This is a genomic window from Halogeometricum pallidum JCM 14848 (assembly GCF_000337095.1).
Lineage (GTDB): Archaea > Halobacteriota > Halobacteria > Halobacteriales > Haloferacaceae > Halogeometricum > Halogeometricum pallidum.
This window is the reverse complement of record NZ_AOIV01000018.1, coordinates 1-17,969: the sequence shown is the minus strand read 5'-3', so window position 1 is coordinate 17,969 and position 17,969 is coordinate 1. Positions and strand designations below refer to the sequence as shown.

Genomic DNA, 17,969 nt, shown 5'->3' with positions numbered 1-17,969 from the left:
GCCATCAGAGATGTGTATAAGAGACAGCAGAAACGACGACCACGGAAACGACGGCCACGGAAACGCCGACGGATACTACCGATCCCAACCCGCAAACCATCACTGGCGGCGAAGTCGTCTTCCAAGGGGAAGAAATCTTAGTCGACGTGAGCGGCCTGGACACAGACTCTCTCACCCTTCGGAAGGTCACGGGTTCCGGCACGGATGAGGATACGAGCTTCGTTCGACAACTCAGCGCAGACGGGAATACTGTCGACATTGACACGGAAAATCTCGAAGGCCGATACCGTGTCACAGACGGCAGCAATAATGTCGACTTCGAGGTCGCAGTCCAGACCCTTCAGGCGAACTGGAGCGAGGACACGGTCAACCAAGGCAGCAACGACCAGCCCGAACTCGAACTCGAATCGAACCGTAACGGCTACCTCGTCAACGTCAGCGCCGACAATCTCGACGCTGACGAACTCGAGATGATCTTCGAGGACTCCGCCGCGTACGTCAGCACGGACGAGGACGAAGACCTCGTCACCCTCAACACGTCGTCGAGCGAGGGAGAAGACATCCAAGCTAACTTCACTGACGACATCGATGCCGGTGACTACGAGTTCGATGTCGAAGTGACCGACACGACGGCCTCCGACTCGGCTTCGATCGAAGTCACGGAGACCGACGCTGACGTCAACTTCGCGCAGTCGGTCTACAGCGAACAGGTCGGTGACGTCGTCGAGATGTCCGTCGAGATGGAAGACCGCGACGAAGCGTACGTCTTCATCGGCGGCGACGACGTGAACTACCTCGAAGCCGTCAAAGTCATCGACGACAACGAGGACGGTGTGGTGAACTTCACGTTCAACACCTACACCGCGAACACGGACGAGATGGCGTTCGAGGCAGTTGGTGACGACGAGGTCGAAGCAGCAGACATCGATACCGAGAGTGGAGACGCACTCCCGGAAAACCTCGATGGCAACCTCAGTAGCCGCCTCGAGACCGGTGACTACGACCTCCGCAGCAGCACGTCCAACGATTACAACGCCGCCGACGACGAAGTCGTCGACGAACAGGACGTCGCGACCCTCGACCTCGGCGAGCGCAACACGAGCGGTATCGCCACGTGGACCGCAGCGAGCGGTAACGCCGGCGAGTTCGAGGACACCGAGGAACTCCTCCAGAACGTTAACCAGAGCAACACGGTCGCCATCGGTGACCGCCTCGTCGTTCAAGTGAACGCGAGCGGCACCTCCGGCATCATCGACGAGGACAACCTCGACACGCTGCTGTCCGGTGACGAAGGCATCAGCTTCACCATCGAAGAAGCCGACGCTGGCGCGAACGCAGATGCGGCTAGCCTGACTCTCGACGGCAGCAACACGGCAGTCTACCAGAACGAAACCTCCAACAACGATCAGTTCTTCGTCGTTGTCGACACGCGTAACGTCGACGTCGAAGACGACACGGAGTACGAAGCTACCTTCACCGTCGGCGACGAGGACAATTCGACGAGTCCGATCGACTACGTCGACGACGAGGAAGAGGAGAGCGTCTCCACGACGTTCACGGCCGCAGAGCCTGACGCGACCCTCGACCTGAACGACGACGACCAGTTCGAAGTCGCACAGTCGCAGAACGCACAGGTCGAGTTCGACACGAACCTCGCAGGCGGCTCGGAAGTCTCCGTCCGCCTCCGCAGTTCGGCCTCGAACAACGCGTTCCTGCTCTCGAACACCGTCGAGACTGACGGCAACGGTACCGTCAGCACGACGTTCGACACCTCCGACATCGAAGTCGGTACGGAATTCGACATGATCGTCCGCGCTAGCGGCGACGAACTCGCCAGCGAGGACGGCATCATCGTCGAAGGCTCGAACATGACGGGTACGGGCGAAGGCACGATGTCTGAAACCCCCGGTACGGGTACCGAGGGCGAGATGACGACCGAGATGCCCACCGGCACGTCCAGCGAAGAGTCGCCCACCGAGGGCTCGGCCACCCCCAGCGAGGGAACCGGCACTGGTTCCACTGACGGTGGCACGCCCGGCTTCGGTGTGGTCGTCGCCGTGACGGCACTGCTGGCTGCGGCCCTGCTGGCAGTCCGCCGCGACTAACGACTCGAACTAACTACCGGCTCACGCCGGCTTTCGGTTTTCTCACTTTTTCGCGCTACTCCAACCGGATAGCGACGGCAACTTCAACGGCGACAGCGGTCGCTTCGAGTCGTATTTCTGTGTCGTCTCTCAGAGGCGACAGTCCACACGCGTCCGACGATGCGAATCGAAGATACCCCTGACGCGAACCCGAAATATCCGAGAAGCAAAAGCGCGAGGCTATGGCCGCGCAGCGATTCGTTCGGCAGCGGCCGGACCGGCTATCGATTACCACTCCTCGGAGGTGACGCAGACAGTCGTCGTTTCTTGTACAGCCGTCCAGAGACGGGGCGCCGCTTCGAGTGAGCATCGGCTCGAACGAAAAGACGACCGAACCCGAGAACCACGTCACACCTCTCGGGAGTTCGTATGAGCTGCCCCGAATTCGACGCGAGACGGAACTCTATTCGACCGGTCGGTCGAGCAGTCGAGCGTACAGCGATACGAGTTCGTCGGCGACACCGCTCCACGTGTAGTCCGCTTCGATGCGGCGACGGCTCTCGGCGCCCATTCGGGCCGTCGTATCCGAGTCTCGGAGAACGCCCTCCATGGCGGACACGAGGCCGTCGACGTCGCCCGGGTCGACGACGGCGCCGTTCGATTCGTCGACGACCGAGGCGATGCTGCCGACATCCGTCGAGACTATCGCGTTGCCTCCCGCCATCGCCTCCAGGATAGCGATCGGCAGGCCTTCGGCGTGCGTCGGAAGGACGTACGCCGAAGCGTCGCTCAGGAGGTCCCGTTTCTCGGCTTCGCTCACGTAGCCGACGTACTCCGCGTCGTCGTAGTTGGTCGCGAGAGTTTCGGCGTGAGTCGAGAGGGGACCGGAGCCGGCAACCGTCGTGCGGAAGTCGAACCCGCGGTCGTACAGCGCCGCGACCGCCTCCGTGAACTCGACGATACCCTTCCGCTCGACGTGACTGGAAACGAAGACGACGTGCTGTGGATCCGCGGCGGCGTCGGGGTCGTACTCGTCGGGGACCACCGCGTTCGGGAGGACGACCAGTTTCGAGTCCGCGACACGAATGGACAGCGTCTCGCGCCAGTACTCCGAGAGGACGACGACGGCGTCGCAGGCGTCGAAGACGAGCGACTGGAAGGCGGCCACGGGACCGGACGCCTCCGAGACGAACTCGTCGAAGGAGGAGCCGTGGACGTGGAGGATGACCGGCACGTTCCAGTAGTGCGAGGCGACGAGAACGTACGCCGAGGAGAGATAAAAGGAGAGATAGTGGGAGGTGTGGACGTGGACGACGTCCGGCGGGGATTCGAAGGAGAACCGAACCCAATCGGCGGCGGCGTGGAGGGCGCCGCGAGCGAGTCCCAACGGTCCGTCGGCCGACGGCGTCTTCGAGTTGAACAGTCGGACGGAAACCCGACCGTCGAGGTGGCGCAGTTGCTCGGAGATGTACCGACCGATACCGCCGTCCTTCCCGCCCGTCGGCCCCACGACCAGCAGGTCGATGTCGTCCATTGTGCATGAGATAGCGTACCGCGTGGAAAGTAATTCCGCTGTTGACGTCCTCCCGCGCCTGAAAACGTCCCCAGAACGCAGCGCGTTCTGGTGGGCGGACGAGACACGAGGTGTCTCGCCAACGCAGGAATCCCGAGCGTTGGGATATTAGGGTTCGCAACTCACCTGTTCGCTCGGTGCGAAACGCCCCGAGGTTTGGTTGAACAGGTAGGCTACTGGCCGTGCCAAACGACCGTTACTCATATCCTCCGTCGGAGGACTCTGAGTTATCTTTCTGCGAATATTTACTGCACCATTCACGTCTGCGTTCATCGTCGCTCCACACGACTCGCAGACGTACAAGCCACGTTCTACGCGGTTCGCGTCACGTTTCCGACCACAACACGAACACGTCTTCGACGTGTCTCGCTCGCTCTTGCGGTCTACGAGGATGCCATGTAACTCTGCCTTGTATTCGAGCAACTGGGTGAAGCGGTCAAACTCCCATCCGTGGAGTTTCTTGTTCCCACGCTTCCCCCAGTTCCGAGAGTCACCGTTCTTGTCCTCACGAATCTTGCTCAAGTCACTGATGGCGATACGACCAACCTCGTGGTCGATGCACTGTTCAACGATGTGCTTGGCGAGCGCGTGCAAGAAGTGGTTTTTCCGACGCGAGAGTTTCTGCCGGGCGCGAAGCGCACGGCGTGACGGGCCGTTCTCCCCCTCTGTGTCGTACTCGTCTCGGGTGAAGTAGTGCTTGTCTTGTTTCAGCACGTTCCCCGGGTACAACTCCGCATCACCGACATCGTAGGCGATGGCGAGGTAGTTCTTGATGCCGAGGTCGATTCCAAGCGGTGTTGTCGCCGGGTGCGTCCTCGACGGGGATTTCGACCTTGCAGACGAGGTGGAGTTCCCAGTGGTCGCCGTTCCACACGGCTCGCACCTGCTGGATGTTCTCCACGGCCACGTCCGGTCGCGTCTCGTACTCACAGAGAATGAAGTCCGAGCGGTGGTTCTTCAGGTTGAATCCCTTGCTCAGACGGAGTTGGTTGTGCTTGGAATCGTGCTTGATACCGTTCTGCTTCCACGTCACGGTGGAGCGTGGGTGGTCGTCGCCTCGCTTTCGGTAGCCGGGGGGATTCGCGTCTGTGTCACCGTTCTTGCGCTTTTTGAACCAACCGTTGAACGACTCAGCGAGTTCTTCGAGAACGCGCTGACTTGACTGAGAATGTAAGTCACTGTATCGTTCGTGGTCCTTTAATTCGCGCTTCAGGTCGGCCTCGGACGGAATCTCGCCGGTATCATCCCATTCTTGCTGGATGTGGTAACGAGCAACGTTCCACAGTTTGGATGCTGAGTGTCCGCAGTCATCGAGGTCGTCACATACCTGTTAGTGGTTGACGATTTTCGCTCGATAGGTTCGGGTTGTCTCCAGCATCGGACTGTGTTCATAAGCACTTATAAAAATTGGTACATTAAAAGTAACGACTGAGACGTGGAATATCCACCTATGCCATTGGGTGTAGTAAGCGGAGGAATTGTCGGATTCATCCTGCCCCTAAAGAGTCAGGCATTTTCCTCAATTTCGTATAATCGACAGTGAACGTGGGGATATGCCGCGACGAGGAGACGGGGACGAGGAGGAACGTATACGGGTACGCGCGCCGTCCGCACGTGCGTGAACCGAACAGACGGAGGGTGTTCGAACGGGGCGGACGTCGGCAAGAACCGAACGACGTAGCGATGCGCGGGAACGCACTGACGCAAGCGCGTCGCGTCGGCAACCTAGTGAAACACCAAGCGCTGAAGCAGATACGACTCCGACGCGGCGCCTCACGGGCGTCGAGAGCAGCGTTCGACGAACTACTGGACGAACACGCGACCGGGCACGACGAGGTGTTCGTCCACGCCGGTCTCGGGGACGTGAAGGATGCGTTCGACACCGATCCCTACCGGTTCCTCCTCGGCCGACTGGAGGAGCGATTCGAGAGCATCCTGGCCCCGGGGTTCACCGATTACTTCACCGTCTCGGGGGTGTACCACAAGCGGTTTTCGAGACCGAAACACGGTGCGTTCGTTCGACAGTTCCACCAGGACGCCGACTATCGGACCGACGACGCGATAAAGTCGGTTCTGGTGAAGGGGCCCTACCGGTTCGACGACTGCGTCCACCGCGAGACGTACCACGAGGAGGGCTGCTTCGCCCAGTTGGTGCGCGAGGGAACGCTCCTGCTGAACGTCGGAACGCCGTGGTTCACCTGTTCGCACCTCCACTACCTCGAAGCGAAGCACGACGTGCCGTACGTGGAGACGCGGACCCACGAGGGAATCATCTATCGGACGCCTACAGAGTACGAACGGACGGAGCAGACGTACGAGACGCTGGTATCGCCGCTGTACTCGTGGAACAAACCGAAGATCATGCGTCGACTCCGGCGCGCCGGCGCACTGAGCGCCTACGACCTGAACGGACTCAACGTCTACGTCTCCCGACTCGACGAGGTGGTAACCGTACTCGGCGCCGAACTGCGCGAGGACCCCTACTACCTCGTCACGCTCTGAGCGTTTTCGGGGCGTTATTAGCGTCCTAAACGCCGATATCAGGAGGTAGCGAGGGTGCGGTCAGGAAAGGAAGCGTCTCGCCGCATTCTGAATCGACGAAAATCGCCGGAGCGGAGCAGACGTCGAACCGGGGGCGACGACTTCGGCGACGCGTGATAACGGCATCCGAAGCACCCGTCCGTCGTGCGTGCTCGTGTTGTACGGGTTGACGAGGAGACCGAGTTCCGAGTCGACGCGGAGGAAGGCGTGCGCGTCCGTCGTCGGTATCCCCGGGAGCGCATCGCCGAGGGTGCGCCGGCGCTCGACGGAGCAGAGTTCGTGCCAGGACTCGTAGCCGTCCGCGCTCGAAGCCGCGACGACACGCACCTCGCGCGGACAGGTGTTGCGCCGACGGTCCGACGGGGCCGTGCTGTCGATGCCCGTCTGCGAACTCGCCGACCCGACGACGTAGTGGTCGCCCGCGTACTCGAACGTCTCGACGTAGAAGAGGACGCCGTCGGTGGTGCCGACGACGTCCGGGTCCGGATTCGAGTCGGAGAGACGCTCGCGGGGGAGTTTGTAGATGGGTTTCTCCGCCGCGAACGATGCGTCCTTGCCCCAGAAGACGGCCTCGGGCGTGAATCCGAGTTGGACGCCGCGCCACGCCTGACTTCCGGAGCCGAGGGGTTCGTACTCGCCGTCGGTGACGATACCGAGGGAACTCTCGTCGTCCGCGTCGCCGGTGTTCGCCCAGAGTGTCTCCCCGTACGGGTCGGCGTAGACGCCGTGGAAGTGCCGGACGTCGTCGCGTTCGAGGAACACCGACCACGTGCGACCGTCGTCGTCGCTGACGCGGATGCGACCCGGTTCGTCGCTGAGAGCGTACTCGGCGAGGTAGACGTCGCCGTCGTGGCGACAGACGGAACTAGGGAGGAGCCCCTTCGGCGGTGACGACGCGGGGAGGTCGAGGACGTGTGCCCACGAGCGACCCCCGTCCGCTGAGCGGTAGACGCGCGGGCCGACGTTGGCCAGAAGCGACCCCTCCGAGAGCGCCCAGACGTTCGACGACTGGTAACGTCCCGTGACTGACGAGAGAATCGACTTTCCAACCGTGGAGTGCAGTGCTCTGAACCGAGCACATTTGGACACTCCGGGTGGGTCCGGAAACCGGCTCCGGACCTCCGTTCCCGTCGCGGGGTTCAGGACGACGGAGTTCAGACCCGACGTACAGTACAGCGTTCCGTTGCGAGCGTCCCCCAAGTGCATCGGTTCGGAGATGCGACGGCGGCGGTATAACTGGTCGGTTCGTCGTCGGTGTTCGGCGAGTGACGTGAGAAGAAGGCTGCGTCGCGCTTCGCGTTACTTCTGACCGTAGCTGGAGACGTGGAACTCCATTACCGTCCGCATCCCCCGGATGAGACGGTCCACCTCGAAGCTCTCGATGTCGAACTCGCGGTCGGAGACGGCCGCGTACCGCTCTTCCCACTCGTCTTCGAACTGCTCGGCCACGCCGTGGTCCTGAATCGCCGCGATGGCCCGGTCGGGTTCGTCGTCGGTGGTGATGATACCCTTGTCGAGGGCGTCGACGACGACGCCGGCCGTGTAATCGTCCTCGTACAGTTCGCGCTCCCACGTCGTCACCCAGTTACCGATACGGGCCATCCCCTGCAGTTCGAGGAGCAGTTCGCGGAGTTCCCCTAACTCCGTGCGGTCGAACGACGGCGTCCACATGATATCGATGCCCGCGTACGGGAACATCACCATGTTGAACGGGCCGTAGTGCTGGGACTCCTCCAGGTTCGCTATCTCGCGGTTGTCGTTGAGGACGCGCGCGTACTCCATCGCGTTGAGCGCCTGGCGGAGGTCGAACTGGAACACGTCCAGGTGTTCGTCGTAGCACGGAGCGTCGGTTAATCTGCTGTTAACCTCATTCCAGAGCGTCTCAGCGAACTCCAGAATCTCCGTGTCGACGCCGGGGGCGTCGTAGCGGACCGACTCGGGCGCGTACGGAAGGCGGCGTGCCTGCTCGAACGTCTCGCGGTCGCCGAAGTGGTCGGCCAGGTCGTCGAGGACGGTGATGTACATCGTGAGCATCGTCTTCGTCGTCTTGACCTCCTCCATCACGTCCGACGGGACACACGGAAGCGTGAACGCGTCGAACAGGCGGTGGATCCACTGCCAGAGGAAGATGTCTCGGTCTCCGACGGTTCGGTCGTACTCGTCCGAGAGTTCGCGGACGCGCGGCGGTAATTCGGTTTGGTTAACGGCTTCGATACAGTTAGCGTGGGTCCCCCCAAGGATCCCATCCGAGTGCTGGTATGCTGCTCTCCCCGACATACCCTAATTAATTAGGCGATAACATATTAATCTTCCTACTTAAAGTTAGAGTATACGTGAAATTCAAGATAATATGAACATTATATGCGCCATTTTTGCCGCTTCTTGGGATATAGTCACTCATTCGTGAATTTTTCCGGCGTCATCGACACGACCACTTATTGTCGACGGGGCGCTACCTGCGCCCCATGACCGCCGAGTCGACTGCGACCCAGTCCGCGGTGCGAGTCCGTCTCCTCGGCGACGGCACCCACGCCTCGGACGTCCGCAGTCTCCTCTCCAGCGACGAACGCATCTCGCTTCTGCCGGTATCTGAGGAAGATGGTACACCTGCGGGCGCGGACGCGGGTGCGGACTGTCTCGTCTGTACGACCGTCGACGCTGTACCGACCGAAGGTTCCGATGCCACCCCCATCGTGGTCGTTCCCTCGAACCCGAACGACGACTCGGTAAGCACTGCCTACCGGGCCGGGGCGACGGACGTGCTCGCCCCCACCGAAACGCTCTCCGCACAGATAGCCTGGCTCTCGGGAGTCGGCGAACTCGACGCCGAAGACGGAACGTCGACGACGCTCGTCGATGCCGCCGACGCGTTCGGTGACGCCGCGTGCGTCCTCGACCGACGTTGGCACGTCGGGGCGGCGACTGACGCGTTCGCCGAACTCGTTGGCGACCGCCCGTCGGACGACCCCGCCTCCGACGGTGACGGGACGGCGCCCGATAGTTCGTCCCCGGACGCCGCCGCGCACCTGTGGAGCGACTACCCGGCCGTGCGCGCTGTCAGGGAATCGTGTTGGGAGACGGTACTGTCCGGAGAGACGACGACGTTCGAGGAAACGCTCGCCGACGGACGGCGCGTGTCGGGACAGGTCGTTCCCCTACGCGACGGGGTAGTGCTCCGGTTCCGGGACGTTACCGAGGAGACGGAGACGCGGGACTCGCTGGACCGGTACGAACGTATCTTGGAGACCATCGACGACGGTATCTACATCCTCGACGAGAACTTCCTCATCACGGAGGTCAACGACGCCGTCACGCAGATGACGGGCTACGACCGCGAGGAACTGATCGGGTCGCATTCGACGATGCTCGCCGACGAGTCGGTCATCGTGGAGGCCAGCGCCCTCATCCAGGAGATACTGATGGGCGAACGGTCGGACGGCCGCCTCGACGTCGATTTGGAGACGGCGGACGGCGGAACGCTGCCCGTGGAGACGCGCTTTTCCGCGCTCTCCTTCGGCGACGGCTCCCACGGGATGGTCGGCGTCATCCGGGACATCCGAGACAGAAAGCGGTACGAGGAGACGCTGACGTCGCTAAACCGGTCGGCGCACGAACTGTTCGAGTCGCAGACGAAACCCGACGTGGGCGAGACGGTGCTGAACACGGCGACGGAGATTCTCGAACTGGAGTCGGTCGTCGTCTACCTGTACGACGAAGACGCCGGAGCGCTCCGACCGGTGGCGTGGGAGGGCGAGGGAACGCCCGCGCGCATCGGACCGGGCGACGGCGCGCTGTGGAGGTGCTTCGCGGAACACGAGTCGATAGCGCTCGGGACGGTCGAGACGACGCTCGACGAGTGGGACGAACTCGCGCCCGCGGACGCCCCGGAGGCGTCGAACGGCGAGAGCGTCGTGATTCCGCTCGGCGAACACGGCGTGCTGGCGACGGTGTCCTCGGGGGAGGACTCCCCGCGCGGGCAGTCGACCCTGACGCACCTGCTGGCCGCGAACGCCGAGGCGGCGCTGGACCGCGTGGCCCGGTCGGTCGAACTCGAACGCCGCAGGGGCGAACTCTCACAGCGGAACGAGGAACTGACCAGTCTCAACCGCTTCAACGAACTCCTGCGCGAGGTGAACCGCGTCCTCGTCGAATCGGACTCGCGCGAGGCCATCGAGAAGGCGGTGTGCGAACAGCTCGTGGACGGGCCGTCCATCGCCTTCGCGTGGGTCGGCACCTACGACCGAGTCTCCGAGTCCGTCGTCCCGCGCGCGTGGGCGGGCGCCGAGCGCGGCTATCTCGATTGTCTGACGGGCGACCCCGAGGCGTTCGAGGTCGAACCGAGCGTGCAGACCATCCGGAACGACGAGACGACGATCGTCGACAACGCGGGCCAGCGGATTCAGGAGTACCAGTGGCGGCGCGACGCCCTGGACCGTGGGTTCGTCTCCGTCGCCAGCTTCCCGCTGACGTACGGCGAGTTCAGCTACGGTGCCCTGACCGTCTACGCGACCGAACCGAACGCGTTCGACGAGCGGACGAGGCTCATGTTCGAGGAACTCGGCGTCACGACGGCGAACGCCATCAACGGCGCGGAGGCGAAGGAGTCGCTGCACACCGAGTCGCTCATCGAACTCGACATCCGCATCACCAGCCCCAACGCCCCGTTACTTCGCATCTCGCAGGCCTTCGGCGGTCAGATCGAGTTGGAGGGCACGGTGCCGCAGCCCTCGGGGTCGTCCCTGCTGTACCTGACCGTGCAGGGCTCTGACACCGACATCGAGTCGCTGTCGTCGCTGACGGTGGTCGAGCGGGTGCGGAAGGTCGTCGAACGCGATTCGGAGACGCTGGTCGAGGTGCAGTTGGCCGCCGAGGCGCTCCCGTCTCGACTCGCCGACCTCGGCGCCGTCGTCCGCACGCTCACCTCGACGCCCGACGCCCTCGACGTCGTCGTCGAACTCGCCCCCGGGTCGGACGTGCGCGAGTTCGTCGAACTCCTCCAAGAGCAGTACCCCGGAACCGAGCTGAGCGCCAAGCGGACGCGCGAACGGTCGATAGAGACCCAGCAGTCCTTCCGCGCGGGTCTCAGAGAGGCGCTGACCGACCGGCAGTTCGAGGCGCTGCGCACCGCCTACTTCTCGGGGTACTTCGCCTGGCCGCGCGAACGGACAGCGAGCAACCTCGCGGAGTCGCTGGGGGTCGCGCAACCCACCTTCGCGCGGCATCTCCGCGTCGCCGAGCGTAAGCTACTCGACAACCTGCTGTCGGATGAGCGCCAAAACCGGCGCTGAAGCGTTCTAAGCGTCGATTCTTCTCGATATCCGATTAACAGTACATTTTCATTATATTCTCTGTCCCAAGTATAGCTAACTGTATAGCATACCCGTGGTCGGTCCACTAACTACCTAGTTGCAATTGACTTATGCTGATAGTACAGTGCAGAGGTATGAACCAGATGGAGGGGAACGACGGTGCGATGGTGGACGAGGACCTGGACTGGAAAATCGTGAGCGCGGTGGCCGAAGAGAAAGGCGTCGAACCGCTGGAACTCGACGAACGGCTGTACGACGTGGTCGACCTCGACGCCGTCAAGGAACTGTTCGTCGGGATGCCGAACCGGGCGGCGTTGGTGGAGGGGCACGTGACGTTCACGCTCGCTGGGTGCGAAGTCGTCGTCGACCAGGGATGGAACGTCGACGTCACGGCCGTCCCGTCGCCCAACGTCGCTGCCGACTGAGCGAACGGACAGACGGATGTCGAACGAGTCGATGCCTACCGACTCGACGCGGACGGACCCGGTTCGGGGGGACCGGGTCCGGAACTCTTCTCTCGGGAATCGAAGCCGCGAGCGACGCCATCGAGTCGCGGCTACCGGCGGTACGTCGCTCACGACGCCCGCTACACTTCGAATGAGGCCATTCGACGGACGCCCCATCCGACCGCGACGACGACGATAGCGGCGACGAGGGTCGCAGCCACCGGGTTCGAGGCGGCGTACGCGCCTCCGATACGGAGCAGTTCGGTGGCGACGTGACGGAAGCCGAGTCGGTCGAACTGTCGTTTTCCGTACAGCAGCAGGGCGGCCACCGCGAGGTTGAACAGGAAGGTGCCGACCGCCGTGTAGACGGTGAAGCGGACGACGTTCATCCCCGCGAACCCGGCGGGCACGGAGACGACGGACCGAACGAACGGCAGGAACCGCCCCCAGAAGACGGAGTGTTGTCCCCAACGATTGAACAGACGCCGCCCGCGGTCTATCTCGGCCTGCGAGACGTTGATGCGTCCGCCGTAGGCCTCGGCGGCCGACGCCCCCTCCGTCCCGAAGGCGCGGTAGGCGAACAGTCCCCCCAGCGTCCCGCCGAGTGCGCCGGCGAGGCCGAACGCGAGGACACCCTGCATCGAGGAGACGGCGACGGCGGCTATCGCCGGGACGGCGACTTCGCTGGGGAGAAACGGGAACAGCATCGACGTCTCGAGGAACGTGAAGACGAAGATGCCGATGTAGCCGTACCGAACGAGGAGTTCGAGGAGGGTCTGCGTGATGCTCATCGGAGTCAGTGGCTGCTCTCGGCTGCCATCTACTCGGGTCCGCGCAATCAATCTTCTCGCCGTCACACGTCGATGCAGCTGTCCGCGTCCGCGGCGCGTTCGTCGAACGCGGCGGCGCGCCGCAGGTCCCGCACATTCGGGTCGAAGCGTTCGAGAGAAACCGACGACGGTGTCAAATTCGACACCACCGCGTCCGGAGTTTTCTTCGCCTAACGGGGGTCCAGAGGGATGAATTCCAGTGTACGGTGGTGTGAGTTCCGTCGGCGTTGAGAGTCGTTCTCGACGCCTCCGTTCCCGGAGTCCGTATCGGCGGCGGTGAACGAGCGGTCACGGTCGTCAACGCTCGATACAGAGATGCGGTCGGGGCGAGCAGAGTGACGGCCGGACCGGACTCAGTCGTTACTGCGGGCTCCGATCCGTCCGAACTCGGCCCCGTACTCGGCCGCCTCGGTCATCTCGCGCGCTAGCGTCGCTAGGGCGAGCGTCATCCAACCTTGACTCCAGCGGATGTACGGCGTCTCGTCGTCGAAGAACCGCCCGATTCGACGGTAGAAGTAACCCTCCTCGTCGTACAGATGCTCCATCGACCACTCGTACACGTCGGCGGCCACGTCGTGCGCGTCGTCGTCGTCCGAGCGGACGAGGGTGATGAGCGCCTGCGCCGAGGCGTGGGCGTCGTACGGGTACGACCGGTCGGACTCGAACTTCGGCGCGCCGTCCGCCTCGAACAGTTCGCGGACGAAAAAGTCCAGTCCATCCTCGTACGCCTCACGGACGCGTTCGTTCTCCGGATAGGTCTCGACGTACTCGCGGAGGCTCTCCAGGACGAACCCGGTGTGGAAGTTGTCGTGACTGAGATGGGACTCCGAGGCGGGCATCGAGTAGTACCACGCGCCGCCGTCGTCCTGTGCGTGGAGCACGAACTCGAACAGTTCCTCCGCGCGTTCGGCCAGTCCCTCGTCGCCGGTGCGCTTCGACAGGCGCAGGAAGAACGCGGCGGCGAGGGCGTTGGCGTTGATGACGACGAACTCGTCGTACGGCGTGTACGCGTACGCCTCGAACCCGTCGATTTCGACGACGTTGATGCCCTCGCGGATGTACGCTGCCGCGTCCACGGCCACGTCGAGCGACCACGTTGCCCCGGTCAGTTCGTGGTGTTCGAGGAACGCGCGCGCGCAGAACACCGTCACGACGACGGACGGATGGTCGGCGGGGAGGAAGAACTTGCGCGCGTTCTGCCAGTCGAAGTTGTAGCCCCACGCGTGGTGTCGGGTGACGGGCGAGGTGTACCTCTCCAGCCATCGGAGCAGTTCCTCGGCCTCAGTGAGATACGCATCCGCCTCCGTGGCCTCGTACAGGCGGAGACACGCCGAGGCGAACAGCGCGATACCCTTGGGGTTCCGCTCGGGTTCGATGCCGAGAAACGGACGGAGGTTCACGGGAGATTTGTCGACGCCGTGCATGGCGACGAGGCGGGTGAGCCAGTTCGTCGCAAACGGCGCGAGAACGGGGCTGTTGAGACCGTCGTAGGGGTCGTAGCCGGCGTAGTCGTGGTCTCGTGCCCACCGAAGCGCCCGGTCGGCAGTCTCGCGTGGAGAAGCGTGCGTCATATTCGTCCTGCGGGTTCCTACCTCGCGCAGGGTATTGGTTACTCGTCGTACAATCGGGCCGGTCGACCGTCATCGACGGACCGGGACCGCTCGAACCGGACGGAACGGCGCGCCGCACGAGTCCGTCGTCGACCGCGCCGAATCGACCGACAACGGGCGGCACGGCCGGTCGGCAGCGCGTGCAGAACGGCCCCGGGCGGGCGATTATACCGACTATAACAAAGCTCGTACCATAGAGACGACGGACGAGACACCTCCATGCACACCGCAGTGCGATCAAGTAACACACCGCGCCGGACGCGGGGTAACGCGCCGTGAGCGACCGCGCGGTCTACGCGGACGTCGCAGCCAGTATCGCGGTTGTCGCAGTGGCGGTCGTCGCCGTTCTGAACCTCGAACCGATAACCGCCAGGGCCGCTCTGGCCGGCGCGCTCGTCCTCTTTTTCCCCGGCTACGCGCTGACGACGCTGGTGTTCCCGGCTACCAGGGAGATGCGCCCCGGGGTGGGCGACCTCCCGTCGGCGTTCGCGGGTCGGACCGAACACGCGGGGTTGCCGCTCTTAGAACGACTCGCCGTGTCGTTCGGGCTGAGCGTCGCGCTCGTTCCCCTGTTTGCGTGGACGCTGCAGATGATCGGCGCGGAGTTCCTCGCGCCCAACATCGCCGCCGTCTGCGGCGGTGCCACCGTACTCGGCCTTCTCGCCGGCGGCACCCGACGCCTCACCACGTCGGCCGACACCCGCTACGTAATTCCCATCGGCGTGCTCACCGAGTACCGGCGGGCGGTCCGCGGGCGGTCCGAACTGGACGGCGTGCTCAACGTCGCCCTCGCGGCCGCCATCGTTCTCTCGGCCGGTGTCGTCACGTTCGCACTGGCCTCGCCTGCCGACGGCGCGGCGTACACGCAGGCGTCGCTGCTGACCGAAACGGAGAACGGGACGCTGGTCGCCGCCGACTACCCGCAGAACCTCACCGTCGGCGAGAGCAGCGAACTCGTCCTTCTCGTCGAGAACTACGAGCGCGAGACGGTGAACTACTCGGTCGTTGCCCAACTACAGCGCGTGGAATCCGACGGGACGGTGGTCGAGGCGAACGAGTTGGACCGCTTCTCGCAGACGGTCGGTCCCGGCGGCGCGTGGGAGTTGACCCACGGCGTCGCGCCAAAGATGACCGGCGACAACCTCAGGCTCACCTACCTCATCTACCGCGGCCCGGCGCCGGAGGACCCCGATATCGATTCCTCGTACCGCCACGTCACCCTCTGGATGAACGTGAGCGAACCTGACGCGGGCGATACGCGGGCGGCAATCGCACCATAATCGAAACCGTCGACTTCCGAGAGACGACCCGTAACGCTCTTGATTCTACAAGCGGACCGAGGCGATATGTCGATCAGAATAGGTACCATAATTCGTTCACATACACATAACCAAGTATGTTCTTCTTCCTGTACCTGTAGATGACGAGAGCATTCGATGGCGAACAGACGACCAGTGGTCCCGGGTCGAACTACGCTCACGCTCCCGCAGACGGTGGGCGACCGTGAGTCGGGCGACGTTCACCGCCAGCGAACTCGACGAGCGTCCCTCGACCGCGGCATCGAACGTCAGAGAGACCGTCGACGTCTGGGTCGACCTGGCCAGCCCCTCTCACCCGTTCTTCTTCAAAGCGCTAACCGACTCGCTGTCGAACGTCCGGACGACGGTGACCGTCCGAGAGAAGACGGAGACGGTCCCGCTGACGCAGCAGGTCGGGTACGCCTTCCGGACGCTCGGGCGGGACTACGAGAACCCCCACCTCCGCAAGATCGGAATCCCGCTTCGAACCGCCCAACTGGCGCTCAAGGCGCCGAGAGCCGACGTGGCGCTCTCCTCTCGAAACGCCATGTGCATCCTCGCAGCGAAGGCGCGGGGCGTCCCCTCAATCCACTTCACGGACAACGACATCTGCGCGTCCGTGGACGGTCTGAAGGCCGAAGAACTGTACCACCGGCTGGAGGCGCAGGCGACTCACAACGTCGTCCCCGAGGCGTTCCGGGCCGAGGTGCTCACCGGACGCGGCGCGGACCCCGACCGGGTGCACACCTACGACGGCTACAAAGAGGACGTGTACGTCGCCGCTTTCGAACCGGACCCGGCGTTCGTCGACGAACTGCCGTTCGACAGCGGGGAGTTCATCGTCGTCCGTCCGGAGGCGCTCTCTGCGACGTACGTCGACGCCGACGGGTCGCTCGTCCCGGACCTCCTCGTCGGCGCCGTCGAGCGCGGAATCGACGTCGTCTACCTGCCGCGAGAGGCGAGCGACCGGAAGTTCGCCGCCGGCCTCCCCGAAGACCGCGTGTTCGTCCCGAACGACCCGCTCTCGGGGCTCGAACTGGCGTGGCACGCGCGCTGCGTCCTCACGGGGTCGGGCACGATGGCTCGCGAAGCGGCCCGGATGGAGACGCCGGCCGTCTCCTTCTTCCCGAACACGCGCATCTCGGTCGACCGCGCCCTCATCGACCAGGGGGAGATATTCCACTCGCTAGACGCCGGAAAAATCCTCGACTACGTCGAATCGGTCACCGACCTCGACGCCGAACCCGACCGCACCCGCGCCAGACGCGTCCGTCGCGAAGTCGCCGGCCTGACGGCCGGCCTGATGAACGACCTAATGGGCTGAGACACCGCGAAGTCGCCGATTCGACGGCCCTCGACGACTCCCTCCCGCAAGCGCGGGCGTTCGGAAGCCGAGGGACCGCATCGAACCCGACAACTATGTCGCTCCGTTGATATTCGAGCCGTATGGCGCGAACAGCCCCCCACCTCGTCCTCGTCCTCCTCGTCCTCCTCGCCGGCTGTAACGGCGTCTTCGGCGCCCCGGACGCGCGAACGTCCGAGTCCGCGGCGCCGACAGCGACACCCGAACCCGTCTCCTACCCGCCCGGCGTCACCGACGATGGCGTGGCGGACGCCGTCGAACTCGTCGGTGCACACCAACGCGCGACCGCGAACATGTCGTACGTCTCGAACCGCACCGTCACGCTCCGGTATCCGAACGGGACGCGGATTCGACAGATTCGGGAGGTCCGGCACGGCGTCGGAGACGACGTCTACTACCTACGCCAGCGGACGGTCGGCGAAGAGGGAGCGTTCCGTTCGCGGGCGGCGTTCGAAATCTGGACGAACGAGACGGTTTCCGTCCTCTCCATCCCGAACGAAGGCGAACGGCGATTCGCCAGGCTCGCCGAGGAGGGGACGATACGGCAGCAGTCCCGCGGGCGACTCCTCGCTCTGTTCGCGAGGATAGAGACGACGACCACCGGGACGACGCGTGACGGGCGACCGCTGGTCCACCTGCTCGGCACCGGCAACCTGACGGGAGAGATGCGCGCCACGGGCATCCAGAACATCGCCGTCGAGTCGTTCTCCGCCGCGGTAACGCCCACGGGCGTCGTCCGGTCCTACTCGATCCGCTACGAGGGAACGCTGAACGGCGAGTCGGTGAGCGTCAGGGAAGAGTACCGGCTGGAACCGAGCGAGAAGCGGACCGTCGATCGACCGGGATGGGTGTCGACGGCCGTCGAGCGGACGAACGCATCGTCGTCGTAGCCGACGCGGTTACGTCTCGAGCGAC

Annotated in this window: 12 protein-coding genes and 1 pseudogene; 7 read left to right on the top strand and 6 right to left on the bottom strand. The window is 63.9% G+C overall.

Translation table 11 applies throughout. From position 1 onward, the window contains the following. Positions 1-146 precede the first annotated feature (146 nt). Positions 147-2,105: a BGTF surface domain-containing protein gene (locus tag C474_RS07955; protein WP_008385661.1), complete on the top strand. Its 1,959-nt coding sequence runs from the start codon at positions 147-149 to the stop codon at positions 2,103-2,105. Between the two features lie 442 nt (positions 2,106-2,547). Here the strand turns inward: C474_RS07955 and C474_RS07950 are convergent, their stop codons facing one another. Next, on the bottom strand, positions 2,548-3,618 hold the full coding sequence (locus C474_RS07950; protein ID WP_008385659.1) for a glycosyltransferase family 4 protein: 1,071 nt from the start codon (positions 3,616-3,618) through the stop codon (positions 2,548-2,550). 147 nt (positions 3,619-3,765) lie between these two features. Further along, positions 3,766-5,035 (bottom strand): annotated as a pseudogene (locus C474_RS07945) (RNA-guided endonuclease InsQ/TnpB family protein). Positions 5,036-5,340: 305 nt separating this feature from the next. Here C474_RS07945 and C474_RS07940 point away from each other — a divergent pair. Further along, positions 5,341-6,159 carry an AAC(3) family N-acetyltransferase gene (locus tag C474_RS07940; RefSeq protein WP_049916839.1) on the top strand — a complete coding sequence of 273 codons (819 nt, stop codon included), beginning with the start codon at positions 5,341-5,343 and terminating at the stop codon, positions 6,157-6,159. 60 nt (positions 6,160-6,219) lie between these two features. Here the strand turns inward: C474_RS07940 and C474_RS07935 are convergent, their stop codons facing one another. Both C474_RS07935 and C474_RS07930 read right to left on the bottom strand, forming a co-directional pair. Beyond that, complete coding sequence (locus C474_RS07935; RefSeq protein WP_008385654.1) at positions 6,220-7,404, bottom strand: WD40/YVTN/BNR-like repeat-containing protein; 1,185 nt, start codon at positions 7,402-7,404, stop codon at positions 6,220-6,222. A gap of 93 nt (positions 7,405-7,497) precedes the next feature. Next, positions 7,498-8,475, bottom strand: a complete 978-nt coding sequence (locus tag C474_RS07930; RefSeq protein ID WP_008385652.1) for a hypothetical protein — start codon at positions 8,473-8,475, stop codon at positions 7,498-7,500. 188 nt (positions 8,476-8,663) lie between these two features. Here C474_RS07930 and C474_RS07925 point away from each other — a divergent pair, with 188 nt between their 5' ends. Both C474_RS07925 and C474_RS07920 read left to right on the top strand, forming a co-directional pair. Beyond that, positions 8,664-11,486 (top strand): bacterio-opsin activator domain-containing protein, encoded by a 2,823-nt coding sequence (locus tag C474_RS07925; protein ID WP_008385650.1) that lies wholly within the window; start codon positions 8,664-8,666, stop codon positions 11,484-11,486. 155 nt (positions 11,487-11,641) lie between these two features. Beyond that, positions 11,642-11,932, top strand: a complete 291-nt coding sequence (locus tag C474_RS07920; RefSeq protein WP_008385648.1) for a HalOD1 output domain-containing protein — start codon at positions 11,642-11,644, stop codon at positions 11,930-11,932. A gap of 161 nt (positions 11,933-12,093) precedes the next feature. Here the strand turns inward: C474_RS07920 and C474_RS07915 are convergent, their stop codons facing one another. After that, on the bottom strand, positions 12,094-12,744 hold the full coding sequence (locus C474_RS07915) for a DedA family protein (RefSeq protein ID WP_008385646.1): 651 nt from the start codon (positions 12,742-12,744) through the stop codon (positions 12,094-12,096). A gap of 392 nt (positions 12,745-13,136) precedes the next feature. Then, entirely contained in the window at positions 13,137-14,354 is a 1,218-nt protein-coding gene (locus C474_RS07910; RefSeq protein ID WP_008385644.1) for a hypothetical protein, read from the bottom strand. A 314-nt stretch (positions 14,355-14,668) separates the two neighbouring features. On the opposite strand from C474_RS07910, the gene C474_RS07905 reads away from it, so the two are divergent. The 3 genes from C474_RS07905 (at position 14,669) to C474_RS07895 (ending at position 17,944) form a co-directional block, all read left to right on the top strand. After that, complete coding sequence (locus tag C474_RS07905; protein WP_008385643.1) at positions 14,669-15,673, top strand: DUF1616 domain-containing protein; 1,005 nt, start codon at positions 14,669-14,671, stop codon at positions 15,671-15,673. Positions 15,674-15,896: 223 nt separating this feature from the next. Continuing rightward, on the top strand, positions 15,897-17,015 hold the full coding sequence (locus tag C474_RS07900) for a DUF354 domain-containing protein (RefSeq protein WP_008385641.1): 1,119 nt from the start codon (positions 15,897-15,899) through the stop codon (positions 17,013-17,015). Between the two features lie 122 nt (positions 17,016-17,137). Next, positions 17,138-17,944: a hypothetical protein gene (locus C474_RS07895; protein ID WP_008385639.1), complete on the top strand. Its 807-nt coding sequence runs from the start codon at positions 17,138-17,140 to the stop codon at positions 17,942-17,944. The last annotated feature ends 25 nt before the right edge of the window (positions 17,945-17,969 follow it).